Below are 14208 nucleotides of genomic sequence, written 5' to 3'. Positions count from 1 at the left end.
AGCGGGGCTTTTCAGTGTGAGGGCTATCGGTTCTGCCCTTGGAGGTGCCGATAAGGCTACTCCTTGTAGGTGAAGATATCCCGATCCTTGGTCTCCGGCAGGAACAGGAGGCCGATCACGAAGGTCATCAGCGCGACGATGATCGGGTACCAGAGTCCGGCGAAGATGTTGCCGCTCGCGGCCACGATGGCGAAGGCCGTCGGGGGCAGGAAGCCGCCGAACCAGCCGTTGCCGATGTGGTAGGGCAGCGACATGCCCGTGTAGCGGATGCGGGTCGGGAACATCTCCACCAGCAGTGCCGCGATCGGCCCGTACACCATCGTCACGAAGAGAACGAGGACGAAGAGGAGGCCGATCAGTTTCAGCGAGCGTCCGTCCGTCAGGACACCGCCGACCGAGGGCTTGTTGACGATCGTCGGATCGCCCGCCTTCGGGTAGCCGGCCGCTTGTGCCGCCGCCACGATGGCAGCGCCGGTGCCGTCGGTCGTGGACACATCCGTGCCGTTGACCTTGGCCACCAGCGGCGAGCCCACCGGTCCTGACGTCAGGTTGTAGTGGATCGAGCTGTTGGCGAGGCTGCGGCGCGCCACGTCGCAGGGCCGCGTGAAGGTGCGCACGCCGACGGGGTCGAACAGGGCCCCACAGGTGGCAGGGTCGGCGATGAGGTCGACCTTCACCTGCTCGGTTGCCGCGATGAGCTTCGGATTAGCCTCCTGGGCGATCATCTTGAACAGCGGGAAGTAGGTGACGGCGGCGATCAGGCAGCCGGCGAGAAGGATCTTCTTGCGGCCGATCTTGTCCGACATCCAGCCGAAGAGGATGAAGAACGGTGTCCCGAGCAGAAGCCCGAAGGCGATCAGCAGGTTGGCGGTCGTCCCGTCCACTTTCAGGGTTTGGGTCAGGAAGAACAGGGCGTAGAATTGCCCCGTATACCAGACCACGGCTTGGCCGGCGGTGCCGCCGAACAGGGCGATTAGGGCGATCTTGGCGTTGTCCCAGCGGCCGAAAGCCTCGGTGAGCGGCGCCTTCGAGCGGGTTCCCTCTTCCTTCATCTTCACGAAGGCCGGCGACTCGCTGAGCTGTAGGCGGATCCAGATGGAGAAGCCGAGGAGAATGATCGAGAGCAGGAACGGAACGCGCCAGCCCCAGGCGGCGAAATCCTCAGCCGACATGCTCAGACGCAGACCGAGAATGACGATCAGCGAGAGGAACAGGCCCACGGTTGCCGTGGTCTGGATCCACGAGGTGTAAAACCCGCGCCGGCCCTGTGGCGAATGCTCGGCCACATAGGTGGCAGCCCCGCCATATTCGCCGCCGAGGGCCAGGCCTTGCAGCAATCGACAGATGATGAAGATGGTCGGCGCCGCGTACCCGATCGTCTGGTAGCCGGGCAGGAGGCCAACCACGAAGGTCGCAAGGCCCATGAGCGTCATGGTGACAAGGAAGGTGTATTTGCGGCCGATCAGGTCGCCCAGACGCCCGAAGAACAAGGCGCCGAAGGGCCGGACCGCGAAGCCCGCCGCGAAGCCGAACAGCACGAAGATAAATTTCGCCGTGTCGTTCGTGCCAGGGACGAAGTTCTGGCTGATGTTCACGGCCAGCGAGCCGGCCAGATAGAAATCGTACCATTCGAAGACGGTACCGGCCGAGGAGGCGATAATCACCTTCCTCTCTTCCTTCGTCATCGGACGGGCCTTTTCGTCCGGCCGGCGTGAGGCGGTAGCTGTTGCCATTGCGTTTCCTTCCAAGAATTCGGTGATGCCCGTGTGTCGGGTTCTTGCGTCAGGCGCTTTGATCGCCTTGGCCGAAGTCTCCCCGCTGTCGCCGGACAGACGGGAATCCCTTGTTGGAAACGCTATCGAGGACTGGCCTTTCTTCAATTCTCAATTGGTAGTTTCGACTTCCGTCTAACACGCGCTCGAAAAGTCGATATTACACAGTCAATTCAATGAGTTGTGGCATATTGCTCCGCGCCGGCTACTTGGCCGCCAGAGCCTTGGTCACAGCAAACAGCGAAATCGCTGCCGCATTCGAGACGTTCAGGCTCTTGATGGCACCGGGCATATCGAGGCGGCCGATCGCGTCGCAGCAATCGCGTGTCCGCTGGCGCAGTCCCTTTCCTTCCGAGCCCAGTACCAGCACGACGGGCTGCTGGAGGGGGATTTCGTCGAGCGCGACGTCTCCCGACGAATCGAGGCCGATTCGCTGAAACCCCTCCTTGCCGAGGGCGATGAGGGTGTCGGCGAGGTTGCCGACGATCATGAACGGCACGTGTTCGAGCCCGCCGGAGGCGGATTTCGCCAGAACGCCGGTGGCTGCAGGCGAATGGCGGGCCGTGGTGATGATGGCCTCCACGCCGAAGGCCGCCGCCGTCCGCACGATGGCCCCCACATTGTGCGGGTCGGTGATCTGGTCGAGCGCCAGCACCACGCGCTCGCCGCTCAGCGTCGCCGGCGTGGGCGAGGGCAGGGGGTCGGCTTCCAGATAGAGCCCCTGATGGACGGCGTCGGGCTCGACCAGCCGGTTGATCTCGTCCGGCCTTACGATTTCCGGCTCGAGCGGCAGGGGGCTTCCCAGCTCCTCTTCGAGCCGGCGGGCCGAATTCTCGGTCGCCAGCAGGCGGCGAAAGGCGCGCTTGCCGTTCCGCAGCGCCTCGACCACCGGATGCCAGCCGTAGAGCACGATGACATCCGGATCGCCGAACACCCGCCGCGGCTGCCCCTCGCGGCGACCGGGCCGTCCCGAGGAACGCTGGAATTTCGGCTTGCGCGGAGAGAAGGGACGGTCGCTCATGATGCTTGTTCTCGTGTGGCTGTGGGGACGCCATAGCACAGCTCTTGCGCGTTCACGACCGGCTGTCTTTTCGTCACGGTTTGGTGTTGACACCGGCAATCCCGCCAACGATAAGAACGCCCACTGAAACGGCCTGAAGCGCGTTGCGTTGCGGTTGGGTTCATGGGGGAATGTCCCGAGCGGCAAAGGGGGCGGACTGTAAATCCGCTGGCTACGCCTTCGTAGGTTCGAGTCCTACTTCCCCCACCACCTCACCTCCAGTGACGCGGGTGTAGCTCAATGGTAGAGCAGCAGCCTTCCAAGCTGAATACGAGGGTTCGATTCCCTTCACCCGCTCCATTTTCATTGATAAAATCAACAAATCAGATCATCACGTAGCCGTAATGAGATTTGCACAGATTACATATTTTGTCGGCTATGGGTTAAGGCCCACTTTTTAAGTCATTTATAGTGCATACATACCCGGCAGTTTTGCGGGCTCACTGCTGGACTGAAGAAGCGTGCCGGGCCTCATGTCATCAAAGCTAACCTATTCGAGTAGCCGGCCCAGCGACGGCTTAGTTTACTGTGCGTTCGCCGCTCTCGCCTTTCTGCTCCTGCAAGTCGATGCCCTCGATAGCGGACTTTAATCTAGCGATTGCCCCAACACTCATGCGGACGTGCGCGACAATCACACGGTCGCCCCTAACCTCCCCGCCGACCACCATCACTCTGTTTGCTTCCAGCGTGATGTTTGCCACGCCCTCGTTGATGCCAAACGTGGAGGCATTGTCGAAGTAGATGAATGGAGCAGTCGCGCTTGCGACCGCCGAAACCTCACCTTGGACACTCGGAATCGCTTCAACAATGATCGTTGGAGTATCTGACTCCGTCACTCGCGCCTCCTGTGTTGCGGAGCCGCTATCCTAGGCTGGCATCGGATTCTTCGCTCGGACGTTGCTCCCATCCGCCTGGTGTCCCCGGTTTTCATATGCGACATCCTCGCGTCGGAGATGGGAGCGGGAAATAATGGTCGACGGACGTGACTATCAGCAGTCCTTCGAGGACGCGCTCACCGATCTGACCGGCAGGTTGCTCGATCGAGACGACGCCCTCGGCCAGCTTGTCAGTCTTGAGTTCACCCTTTGGGAGGCGATCCGGGGAGCGATGATCGTCACCGGCAACCTAGCCGCCTTGGTGATCCTTGCCCCGATCTCTTACCTCGCCTGGCTATCGGGCAGCGGAGGATGGGTGGTGGGAGCCGCGTTCTTGGCCGCGTGGCTCCTGATCACAGTCGGCCTGTATTGGCTGTTCAAGTTCGCTGTTCACTACGAGATCGGAAGGCACGCTAAAGGCCGGCGCTTCGGCGATTTCGACCTGCCCTGGCTCCCCGGCGGGACGGGCTATCGAGAGGAAGAAACAAGGGATTGACCGGCAGGAGACAACGGAAACACCCGACAAGTCCGGACTTACGGCCAGGAAATCGCTTTCGAAAATTCTACAATGGGCTACGGCCCTTAAGGGGGGGGCTAGGTCAAAGTTCTCCAGCTAACGACTCGCCATACCCAAACGGCACCCACGCACGGCCCCTCGACTAAAAATCGCTCCCGTCGCTCGGTTGCGCGCGGATACGTTCCTCAATATCGAAATTGGCTCTTGCGGAATGAGCGCAACCGCAATATCGGACGCACCAGCTTTGATGAAATCCCACTCGATAAGGTAGAGATTGATGGGCAAGGAAAAGTTTCAGCGGAACAAGCCGCACTGCAATATCGGGACGATTGGCCACGTTGACCATGGCAAGACGTCTTTGACGGCAGCGATCACGAAGATTCTGGCGGAGTCGGGCGGGGCGACGTTTACGGCGTACGACCAGATCGACAAGGCACCGGAAGAGAAGGCACGCGGGATCACGATCTCGACGGCTCACGTCGAGTATGAGACGGCCAACCGTCACTACGCGCACGTGGATTGCCCCGGTCACGCGGACTACGTGAAGAACATGATCACGGGTGCGGCGCAGATGGACGGCGCGATTCTGGTGGTGTCGTCGGCTGACGGCCCGATGCCGCAGACGCGCGAGCACATCCTTCTGGCGCGCCAGGTCGGCGTTCCGGCGCTTGTGGTGTTCATGAACAAGGTCGACATGGTCGACGACGCCGAGCTTCTCGAGCTTGTGGAGCTTGAGGTTCGCGAGCTTCTGTCGAAGTACGATTTCCCCGGGGACGACATCCCGATCGTGAAGGGCTCTGCTCTTTGCGCGCTGGAAGACCGTTCGCCGGAGCTGGGCCGCGAAGCGATCCTGAAGCTGATGGCTGAGGTGGATGCGTATATCCCGCAGCCGGAGCGTCCGATCGACCTTCCGTTCCTGATGCCGATCGAGGACGTGTTCTCGATTTCGGGTCGCGGCACGGTGGTGACGGGTCGCGTGGAGCGCGGCATCGTGAAGGTCGGCGAGGAAGTCGAGATCGTTGGCCTGAAGGACACGGTCAAGACGACGGTGACCGGCGTCGAGATGTTCCGCAAGCTTCTGGACCAGGGGCAGGCCGGCGACAACGTGGGCGTTCTTCTGCGCGGCACGAAGCGCGAGGACGTGGAGCGCGGTCAGGTCCTGTGCAAGCCGGGTTCGATCAAGCCGCACACGAAGTTCAAGGCCGAGGCCTACATCCTGACGAAGGAAGAAGGCGGCCGTCATACGCCGTTCTTCACGAACTACCGTCCTCAGTTCTACTTCCGCACGACGGACGTGACGGGCGTGGTGACGTTGCCTGAAGGCACCGAGATGGTGATGCCGGGCGACAACATCTCGATGGACGTTCAGCTGATCGTTCCGATCGCGATGGAAGAGAAGCTGCGCTTCGCCATCCGCGAAGGCGGCCGCACCGTCGGTGCAGGCGTCGTCGCGCAGGTCATGGATTAAGTTAGGCATTCAGGCCTTTACAGTTGCAGGTGATGGCCTTACGTCACCTGTGATCCGCCGGAGGAGTGTAGCTCAACTGGCTAGAGCACCGGTCTCCAAAACCGGGGGTTGCGGGTTCGAGTCCCTCCACTCCTGCCAGCGGATCGACAAAGCGGGCGTTTTGCGTTAGTAGAGCGCCCCGAAGAATGGTTTCCAGGCGGCGCGAGGCTCGTAACACGGCTTCGCGCCCCTTCAATTTGGGCCGAATGGTCCCATGAGAGGACGTTTGCAGCCGCTCCGTGGCGATGTGAACGCAGTGCGATGGCGAAGACGAATCCGTTCGATTTCTTGACGCAGGTGCGCTCCGAAGCGGCGAAGGTCACATGGCCGACCCGCAAGGAAACGATGATCACGACCGCCATGGTGTTCGTGATGGTCGTGCTTGCGAGCATCTTCTTCCTCGTGGTCGACCAGGCGGTCGGCTGGGGGGTCCGTTCGATCCTCCTCGGTTTTCGCGGTTAAGAGGTGGATGTGATGACGAAGCGCTGGTACATCGTCCACGCCTATTCGAACTTCGAGAACAAGGTCGCCCAGTCGATTCGCGATCAGGCCGCCCAGCGCGGTCTCGAGGAGATGTTCGAAGAGGTTCTGGTTCCGACCGAGAAGGTCGTCGAGGTCCGCCGCGGCCGCAAGGTCGATGCCGAGCGCAAGTTCTTCCCCGGCTACGTGCTGGTGAAATGCGACCTCACCGACGAGGTCTACCACCTCATCAAGAATACCCCGAAGGTCACGGGCTTCCTGGGCGCCGACAAGGCCAAGCCGGTTCCGATTCCGGACCGCGAGGCCGAGCGGATCAAGGGGCAGGTGGCCGAGGGTGTCGATCATCCCAAGCCGTCGGTCAGCTTCGAGATCGGCGAGCAGGTTCGCGTCTCCGACGGGCCGTTCGCTTCGTTCAACGGTGTCGTCGAGGAAGTCGACGAGGGTCGCGCCCGCCTCAAGGTGGCGGTGTCCATCTTCGGTCGCGCCACACCGGTCGAGCTCGAATACAGTCAGGTCGAGAAGCTCTGACATTTCTGTTTCCGGATTGCCCGCGGGCCACCCGGTTGCTTTTTCCCGATGCGGCGAGAGCTGCATCAGCCCCTTCCGACCTGCTGGCCGCTCTGACGGCCGCGGGGTCCGGGTCCTTCTCAGGGCCGGACGGACGGGTATCCATCCCGACCGAACCCGCGTTCGGCCAGGACAGGCTCCCTGACGGGGGCCTTCATCCGCGGGAGGCCTGCCCGGACGCCATCCGGGGGAACCAGGCTGTACCGCGACCTGCAATCACCATGTCGACCGGTTGGCGCCGGGCGGCTGGTCCATTGGAGAGACTCCCATGGCAAAGAAAATCTCGGGCTACGTAAAGCTCCAAGTCCCGGCTGGCGCGGCCAATCCGTCCCCGCCGATCGGTCCCGCGCTCGGTCAGCGCGGCCTGAACATCATGGAATTCTGCAAGGCCTTCAACGCGAAGACCGCACAGATCGAAAAGGGAACCCCGATCCCGGTGATCATCACCGCGTATCAGGATCGCTCCTTCACCTTCGAGCTGAAGCAGCCCCCGGTGTCGTTCTTCCTCAAGAAGGCAGCCAAGCTGGACAAGGGTTCTCAGACCCCCGGCAAGGGCAACAAGGCTGGCAGCGTGACCCGCGACCAGATCCGCGAGATCGCCGAGAAGAAGATGGCCGATCTCAACTGCGACAGCGTCGAATCCGCCATGTCCATGATCGAGGGTTCCGCCCGGTCCATGGGCCTGGAAGTGGCAGCATAAGGAGGGCATGATGGCATCCAACGAAGGCAAGCGCATCCGCGCAGCCCGCGAGGGCATCGAGCCCACCAAGCTTTACGGCATCGAAGATGCGGTGAAGATGATCAAGGAACGCGCCAAGTCGAAGTTCGACGAGACCATTGAAGTCTCGATGAATCTTGGCGTCGATCCCCGCCACGCCGACCAGATGGTCCGCGGCGTCTGCAACCTTCCCAACGGCTCCGGCCGGACGGTTCGGGTTGCAGTCTTTGCTCGTGGCGCGAAGGCCGACGAGGCCAAGGCCGCCGGTGCCGACGTGGTCGGCGCCGAGGACCTGTTCGAGGCGGTGAACGGCGGCAAGATCGATTTCGATCGCTGCATCGCCACCCCGGACATGATGCCTCTGGTCGGTCGCCTCGGTAAGGTGCTCGGCCCGCGCGGCATGATGCCCAACCCGAAGGTCGGCACGGTGACCATGGACGTCAAGGGAGCCGTCGAGGCTGCCAAGGGCGGCGCCGTGGAGTTCCGCGTCGAGAAGGCCGGCATCGTGCATGCGGGCATCGGCAAGGCGTCCTTCGACGACACCAAGCTGGTCGAGAACATCAAGGCGTTTGCCGACGCTGTCTCGAAGGCCAAGCCTGCGGGCGCCAAGGGCACCTACATCCAGCGCGTGGCGGTTTCCTCCACCATGGGCCCGGGCGTGAAGGTCGAGCCGTCGAGCGTTTTGGCCAGCTGAGCCTGAATGTAACGATCGAAGGGGGTCCGGCGCCAACGCGCCGGGCCTTCTTTTTTGGCAGAGCGATACGGCGGGTGGCGGTCGGGCCGGCCGGGTTGGATGGGCCGGAGGTCTGCTACTCCCGGACCGCCAGACCGGCATCTTGAAACCCGTCGGGAGCGTTCCCACTTCAGGTCCTCGCCACCATTCCCATGCGAGATGCCTCAAAAATGCCGCGGAATTGCCCCTTGGCTTTTCGGACGTAAGGGCTTAATAACTCGCGTTGAGATTCCAACATAGGCTCGGAATGCGTCATCGACGCGCTTCGGGCTGCCAATCCGCTCCGGAGACGGAGCGGTGACAAGCCGGAAAGGCTAAAGGGAAACCTTTGGCATGTTCCGGCTATGTCCTGTCCGAGACTGCAGGTGCCGGGAGACCGGCTTAATCCGAGAGGGCCAGCATAGACGGGGAAGCCGCTATTCCGCCTGCTTAACGCGGGCACAGAAGATCGGTTCGAACCATCTCATCCCTATTGTGTCTGAAAAGATGCGCACTGGGGGACAGGGCTTGCGAGAGCGTCGTCTGTAGACGCTTCGGACGCAGGTTCGGGGCGCTTCAGGCGACAGGTGCAACCGGCGGATTTATCCGCCAACCGGAGAGAGCCCAGTGGAAAGAGCAGCAAAAAGCGAGCTCGTCTCGACGCTCAACGACGTGTTTGTGAACACGAACGTGGTCGTCGTTGCCCACTATGCTGGCCTGACGGTCGCCGACATGCAGAAGCTGCGCGCGCAGATGAAGCAGGCTGGCGCCACCGTTAAGGTCGCGAAGAACCGCCTCGCCAGAATCGCTCTCGAAGGCACGGACGTCGCGTCCATCGCGGACCTTCTCAAAGGTCCGACCCTGCTCGCTTATTCAAGCGATCCGGTCGCGGCGCCCAAAGTCGCCGTCAATTTCGCCAAGGCCAACGACAAGCTCGTGATCCTCGGCGGAGCAATGGGTGCGACTTCCCTGAACGTGGACGGAGTGAAGGCGCTTGCCGTTCTTCCGTCCCTTGACGAACTGCGCGCCAAGCTGGTGGGCCTGATCCAGGCTCCCGCCACCAAGATCGCAACGGTCGTCAATGCACCGGCGGCGAAGCTCGCCCGGGTGTTCGGGGCCTATGCCAAGACAGGCGAAGCGGCGTGAGGCCGTAACCTCAATCATCAACCGTTCGAACCGAACTTAAGGACTGAAAACTATGGCTGATCTTGCCAAGCTTGTTGACGATCTGTCGTCGCTGACCGTTCTCGAGGCTGCCGAGCTGTCGAAGCTCCTCGAAGAGAAGTGGGGCGTTTCTGCTGCGGCCGCTGTGGCCGTTGCTGCGGCTCCCGGCGCTGCTGCTGCAGCTGTTGAAGAGCAGACCGAGTTCACGGTCATGCTGGCTGCCACTGGCGACAAGAAAATTGAGGTCATCAAGGAAGTCCGTGCGATCACGGGCCTCGGCCTCAAGGAAGCTAAGGACCTCGTCGAAGGTGCGCCCAAGGCCGTCAAGGAAGGCGTCACCAAGGACGAAGCCGAGAAGATCAAGGCGACCCTCGAGAAGGTCGGCGCCAAGGTCGAGCTTAAGTGATTTTCGCGGCTTCGGCCGCGATGTCACCCCTGCGCAGGCGGGGGCTCTAACAGCACACGGTCCCAGGCAGTTTTGCCTGGGGCCGTTGTGTCGTCGATGAGGGCAGGGCCCCTTGTGACGACGCGAAGTCTCTCCGGGCCGCAAAGGTCCAGAGGTTTTTTGGTAGCTGGCGGCCGCAGGTCGCTGGGCGGCTGATCGAGCATCCTTATCTAGGGGCTGCGCGATCAGCCGTAGATGAGGAACGAGGTCCAGATGGCCAACACACTGATCGGCCGGAAGCGCATTCGGAAGTTCTTCGGAAAAATCAAGGAAGTGGCCGAGATGCCGAACCTCATTGAGGTTCAGAAGGCATCCTACGACCAGTTCCTGATGGTCGAAGAGGCAAAGGGTGGCCGGCCGGAAGAGGGATTGCAAGCTGTCTTCAAGTCGGTGTTTCCGATCTCGGACTTTTCCAACACCGCCCTGCTCGAGTTCGTGAAATACACGTTCGAGCCGCCGAAATACGACGTCGACGAGTGCCGCCAGCGCGGCATGACGTTCTCCGCGCCCCTCAAGGTGACGCTGCGCCTGATCGTGTTCGATGTCGATCCGGATACCGGCGCGCGCTCCGTGAAGGACATCAAGGAGCAGGACGTCTACATGGGCGACATGCCGCTCATGACGGATAACGGCACCTTCATCGTCAACGGCACCGAACGCGTCATCGTCTCCCAGATGCACCGGTCGCCGGGCGTGTTCTTCGATCACGACAAGGGCAAGACCCATTCGTCGGGCAAGCTGCTGTTTGCCGCGCGCATCATTCCGTATCGTGGCTCATGGCTCGACATCGAATTCGACGCCAAGGACATCGTGTACGCGCGTATCGACCGTAAGCGGAAGCTTCCGGTGACAACGCTGCTTTACGCGCTCGGCCTCGATGGCGAGGAAATCCTCAACACCTTCTACGACAAGGTGATCTACAAGCGCGTCAAGACCGGCTGGACGGTCCCGTTCGATGCCGAGCGCATGAAGGGCTTCAAGGCGACTGTCGACCTGATCGACGCCAAGACCGGCGAAGTCGTGCTCGAGGCGGGCAAGAAGCTCACCGTGCGCACGTCGCGTCAGCTTGCCGAGAAGGGCCTGACGGACCTGCGCGCAACGGACGAGGATCTCTACGGCCAGTATATCGGCGAGGACCTCGTCAACGCGAATACGGGCGAGATCTACGCTGAAGCCGGCGAAGAGATTAACGAGAAGCTGCTGGCTGGCCTCGAAGAGGCAGGGCTGAGCGAGATCCCGGTTCTCGACATCGACCACGTCACGATCGGCCCCTACATTCGCAACACGCTGGCGATCGACAAGGCAACCGGCCGCGAGGCCGCCTTGTTCGACATCTATCGCGTCATGCGCCCGGGCGAGCCGCCGATTCTCGAAACCGCCGAGAACATGTTCAACTCGCTGTTCTTCGATTCCGAGCGCTACGATCTCTCGGCCGTCGGCCGCGTGAAGATGAACATGCGCCTCGATCTCGATGCGGAAGACACCGTGCGCACGCTTCGTCGCGAGGACATCCTCGCGGTGGCGAAGGCGCTTGTCGATCTGCGCGACGGCAAGGGTGAAATCGACGACATCGACCATCTCGGCAACCGCCGCGTGCGGTCCGTCGGCGAATTGATGGAAAATCAGTATCGCCTCGGCCTGCTGCGGATGGAACGCGCCATCAAGGAGCGGATGTCCTCGGTCGATATCGACACGGTGATGCCGCAGGACCTGATCAACGCAAAGCCTGCTGCCGCAGCCGTGCGCGAGTTCTTCGGCTCCTCGCAGCTGTCGCAGTTCATGGACCAGACCAATCCGCTGTCGGAAGTCACCCACAAGCGTCGCCTCTCTGCGCTTGGACCCGGTGGTCTGACCCGCGAACGCGCCGGCTTCGAAGTGCGCGACGTGCATCCGACCCATTACGGCCGCATCTGCCCGATTGAGACGCCTGAAGGCCCGAATATCGGACTGATCAACTCGCTGGCGACCTTCGCGCGCGTGAACAAGTACGGCTTCATCGAGACGCCGTTCCGTCGCGTGAAGGACTCGATGGTCACGCGGGATGTCATCTACCTGTCGGCGATGGAAGAGGCGAAGTACAACGTCGCCCAGGCCAACTCCGTCATGGACGAGAACAGCATCCTGACCGACGACCTCGTGGTCTGCCGCCGCGCCGGCGACAACATCGTGGTGCCGCCGGACCGCGTCGACCTCATGGACGTCTCGCCCAAGCAGCTGGTCTCCGTGGCCGCGGCCCTCATCCCGTTCCTCGAGAACGACGATGCGAACCGCGCGCTGATGGGCTCCAACATGCAGCGCCAGGCTGTGCCGCTGGTACAGGCCGATGCCCCGTTCGTGGGAACCGGCATGGAAGCCGTCGTCGCGCGTGATTCCGGCGCCGCGATTGCGGCCCGCCGGGCCGGCGTCGTCGACCAGGTCGATGCGACCCGTATCGTCATCCGCGCCACCGAGGAAACCGACCCGACGAGGGCCGGTGTCGATATCTATCGCCTGCAGAAGTTCCAGCGTTCCAACCAGTCGACCTGCATCACGCAGAAGCCGCTGATCCGCGCCGGCGATGTGGTCCGCAAGGGCGACATCATCGCGGACGGCCCGTCGACGGAGCTGGGAGAGCTGGCGCTTGGCCGCAACGTGCTCGTCGCGTTCATGCCGTGGAACGGCTACAACTTCGAGGATTCCATCCTGCTCTCCGAGCGGATCGTGAAGGACGACGTCTTCACATCGATCCATATCGAAGAGTTCGAGGTGATGGCGCGCGACACGAAGCTCGGTCCTGAGGAAATCACCCGCGACATTCCGAACGTTTCGGAAGAAGCGCTGAAGAACCTCGACGAAGCGGGCATCGTCTATATCGGCGCCGAGGTCCATGCGGGCGACATTCTCGTCGGCAAGATCACCCCGAAGGGTGAAAGCCCGATGACGCCGGAAGAGAAGCTTCTGCGCGCCATCTTCGGCGAGAAGGCCTCCGACGTTCGCGACACCAGCTTGCGCGTTCCCCCGGGCGTTACCGGGACGATCGTGGAAGTGCGCGTGTTCAACCGTCACGGCGTCGACAAGGACGAGCGCGCTCAGGCGATCGAGCGTGAAGAGATCGAGCGTCTGGCCAAGGACCGCGACGACGAGCAGGCGATCCTCGATCGCAACACTTATGCGCGTCTGGCCGAGATCCTGAACGGCCAGGTGGCGGTTGCCGGCCCCAAGGGCTTCAAGAAGGACAGCCAGGTCTCCCGCGAGTTGCTGGCAGAGTACCCGCGTTCGCAATGGTGGCAGTTCGCCGTCGACAACGACGCGATGATGACCGAGATCGAGGCCATCCAGAAGCATTACGACGAGTCGAAGAAGCGTCTCGAGCAGCGGTTCCTCGACAAGGTCGAGAAGCTGCAGCGCGGCGACGAACTTCCGCCCGGCGTGATGAAGATGGTCAAGGTCTTCGTCGCGGTGAAGCGCAAGATCCAGCCGGGCGACAAGATGGCCGGCCGTCACGGCAACAAGGGTGTGGTGTCGCGGATCGTGGCGATTGAAGACATGCCGTTCCTCGACGACGGGACGCATGCGGACATCGTTCTCAACCCGCTCGGCGTGCCGAGCCGCATGAACGTCGGTCAGATTCTGGAGACCCATCTGGGTTGGGCTGCCGCCGGCCTCGGCAAGCAGGTGTCGATTGCGGTCGATGCCTACCTCAAGACCGGTCAGTCGCAGGGCCTTCGCGATCAGCTCGTGTCGATCTACGGCAACATGCCGGAAATCGATCAGGCGTCTGACAACGAACTCGCGGAACTGGGACATAACCTGCGCCGCGGCGTTCCCTTCGCAACACCCGTCTTCGACGGCGCGAAGGAATCGGACATCGAGTTCATGTTGCAGAAGGCTGGGCTCGACCCGTCGGGTCAGGTCACGCTCTATGACGGACGCACCGGTGAGCCTTTCGACCGCAAGGTGACTGTCGGCTACATCTACATGCTGAAGCTCCACCACTTGGTGGACGACAAGATCCACGCGCGTTCCATCGGGCCCTACAGCCTCGTCACCCAGCAGCCGCTGGGCGGAAAGGCCCAGTTCGGCGGACAGCGTTTCGGCGAAATGGAAGTGTGGGCGCTCGAAGCCTACGGCGCGGCCTACACCCTGCAGGAAATGCTCACGGTCAAGTCGGACGACGTTGCCGGCCGCACGAAGGTCTACGAGGCCATCGTTCGTGGCGACGACACGTTCGAATCGGGCATTCCGGAGAGCTTCAACGTTCTCGTGAAGGAAATGCGTTCGCTCGGCCTCAATGTCGAGCTGACCAATTCCAAGAAAGCCGCCAACGAGACGGAGCAACTGCCCCCGTCCGAAGCGGCCGAGTGATTTAACATCGTCATCCCCAGGCCTGGCCTGGGGATCTCGACCCGGGA

Annotated in this window: 12 protein-coding genes and 3 tRNA genes; 12 read left to right on the top strand and 3 right to left on the bottom strand. The window is 62.1% G+C overall.

Annotated features, from left to right (window positions below):
• Positions 1-56: 56 nt before the first annotated feature.
• Both J4G32_RS03330 and J4G32_RS03325 read right to left on the bottom strand, forming a co-directional pair.
• Entirely contained in the window at positions 57-1733 is a 1677-nt protein-coding gene (locus J4G32_RS03330; protein WP_210484443.1) for an MFS transporter, read from the bottom strand.
• A gap of 244 nt (positions 1734-1977) precedes the next feature.
• Positions 1978-2793: a TrmH family RNA methyltransferase gene (locus J4G32_RS03325; RefSeq protein WP_210484441.1), complete on the bottom strand. Its 816-nt coding sequence runs from the start codon at positions 2791-2793 to the stop codon at positions 1978-1980.
• 164 nt (positions 2794-2957) lie between these two features.
• Here J4G32_RS03325 and J4G32_RS03320 point away from each other — a divergent pair.
• Together J4G32_RS03320 and J4G32_RS03315 are read left to right on the top strand one after the other, a co-directional pair.
• Positions 2958-3042 (top strand) — tRNA-Tyr (locus tag J4G32_RS03320).
• Positions 3043-3058: 16 nt separating this feature from the next.
• Positions 3059-3132: transfer RNA gene (locus J4G32_RS03315), tRNA-Gly, on the top strand.
• 218 nt (positions 3133-3350) lie between these two features.
• Here J4G32_RS03315 and J4G32_RS03310 read toward each other — a convergent pair.
• Positions 3351-3668 (bottom strand): hypothetical protein, encoded by a 318-nt coding sequence (locus J4G32_RS03310; protein ID WP_210484439.1) that lies wholly within the window; start codon positions 3666-3668, stop codon positions 3351-3353.
• 133 nt (positions 3669-3801) lie between these two features.
• Between J4G32_RS03310 and J4G32_RS03305 the strand changes: the two genes are divergently transcribed.
• The 10 genes from J4G32_RS03305 (at position 3802) to rpoB (ending at position 14161) form a co-directional block, all read left to right on the top strand.
• Positions 3802-4203, top strand: coding sequence for a hypothetical protein (locus J4G32_RS03305; protein WP_210484438.1), 402 nt, complete (start codon positions 3802-3804; stop codon positions 4201-4203).
• 298 nt (positions 4204-4501) lie between these two features.
• Complete coding sequence (gene tuf, locus J4G32_RS03300) at positions 4502-5692, top strand: elongation factor Tu (protein ID WP_210484426.1); 1191 nt, start codon at positions 4502-4504, stop codon at positions 5690-5692.
• 61 nt (positions 5693-5753) lie between these two features.
• Positions 5754-5830: transfer RNA gene (locus J4G32_RS03295), tRNA-Trp, on the top strand.
• A 162-nt stretch (positions 5831-5992) separates the two neighbouring features.
• Positions 5993-6193 carry a preprotein translocase subunit SecE gene (gene secE / locus J4G32_RS03290; RefSeq protein WP_150948227.1) on the top strand — a complete coding sequence of 67 codons (201 nt, stop codon included), beginning with the start codon at positions 5993-5995 and terminating at the stop codon, positions 6191-6193.
• Between the two features lie 12 nt (positions 6194-6205).
• Positions 6206-6739, top strand: a complete 534-nt coding sequence (nusG, locus tag J4G32_RS03285; protein WP_210484436.1) for a transcription termination/antitermination protein NusG — start codon at positions 6206-6208, stop codon at positions 6737-6739.
• Between the two features lie 307 nt (positions 6740-7046).
• Positions 7047-7478 (top strand): 50S ribosomal protein L11, encoded by a 432-nt coding sequence (gene rplK, locus J4G32_RS03280; RefSeq protein ID WP_210484434.1) that lies wholly within the window; start codon positions 7047-7049, stop codon positions 7476-7478.
• Positions 7479-7488: 10 nt separating this feature from the next.
• On the top strand, positions 7489-8190 hold the full coding sequence (rplA, locus tag J4G32_RS03275) for a 50S ribosomal protein L1 (RefSeq protein ID WP_210484432.1): 702 nt from the start codon (positions 7489-7491) through the stop codon (positions 8188-8190).
• Between the two features lie 645 nt (positions 8191-8835).
• On the top strand, positions 8836-9354 hold the full coding sequence (gene rplJ / locus J4G32_RS03270; protein WP_210484431.1) for a 50S ribosomal protein L10: 519 nt from the start codon (positions 8836-8838) through the stop codon (positions 9352-9354).
• Positions 9355-9406: 52 nt separating this feature from the next.
• The gene (gene rplL / locus J4G32_RS03265) at positions 9407-9778 is read left to right on the top strand and encodes a 50S ribosomal protein L7/L12 (RefSeq protein WP_210484430.1); all 372 of its coding nucleotides are present in this window, start codon (positions 9407-9409) and stop codon (positions 9776-9778) included.
• A gap of 252 nt (positions 9779-10030) precedes the next feature.
• Positions 10031-14161: a DNA-directed RNA polymerase subunit beta gene (gene rpoB / locus J4G32_RS03260; RefSeq protein ID WP_210484429.1), complete on the top strand. Its 4131-nt coding sequence runs from the start codon at positions 10031-10033 to the stop codon at positions 14159-14161.
• Positions 14162-14208 lie beyond the last annotated feature (47 nt).

Source organism: Microvirga antarctica, from assembly GCF_017921815.1.
Classification (GTDB): Bacteria; Pseudomonadota; Alphaproteobacteria; order Rhizobiales; family Beijerinckiaceae; genus Microvirga; species Microvirga antarctica.
This window is presented reverse-complemented; position numbering and strand designations above follow the sequence as displayed.

Coding starts and splice junctions, on each gene's coding strand:
- rplL (WP_210484430.1), top strand. CDS start 9,407: ATGGCTGATCTTGCCAAGCTTGTTGACGATCTGTCGTCGCTGACCGTT.
- rplK (WP_210484434.1), top strand. CDS start 7,047: ATGGCAAAGAAAATCTCGGGCTACGTAAAGCTCCAAGTCCCGGCTGGC.
- rpoB (WP_210484429.1), top strand. CDS start 10,031: ATGGCCAACACACTGATCGGCCGGAAGCGCATTCGGAAGTTCTTCGGA.
- J4G32_RS03325 (WP_210484441.1), bottom strand. CDS start 2,793: ATGAGCGACCGTCCCTTCTCTCCGCGCAAGCCGAAATTCCAGCGTTCC.
- rplA (WP_210484432.1), top strand. CDS start 7,489: ATGGCATCCAACGAAGGCAAGCGCATCCGCGCAGCCCGCGAGGGCATC.
- tuf (WP_210484426.1), top strand. CDS start 4,502: ATGGGCAAGGAAAAGTTTCAGCGGAACAAGCCGCACTGCAATATCGGG.
- nusG (WP_210484436.1), top strand. CDS start 6,206: ATGACGAAGCGCTGGTACATCGTCCACGCCTATTCGAACTTCGAGAAC.
- J4G32_RS03330 (WP_210484443.1), bottom strand. CDS start 1,733: ATGGCAACAGCTACCGCCTCACGCCGGCCGGACGAAAAGGCCCGTCCG.
- J4G32_RS03305 (WP_210484438.1), top strand. CDS start 3,802: ATGGTCGACGGACGTGACTATCAGCAGTCCTTCGAGGACGCGCTCACC.
- secE (WP_150948227.1), top strand. CDS start 5,993: ATGGCGAAGACGAATCCGTTCGATTTCTTGACGCAGGTGCGCTCCGAA.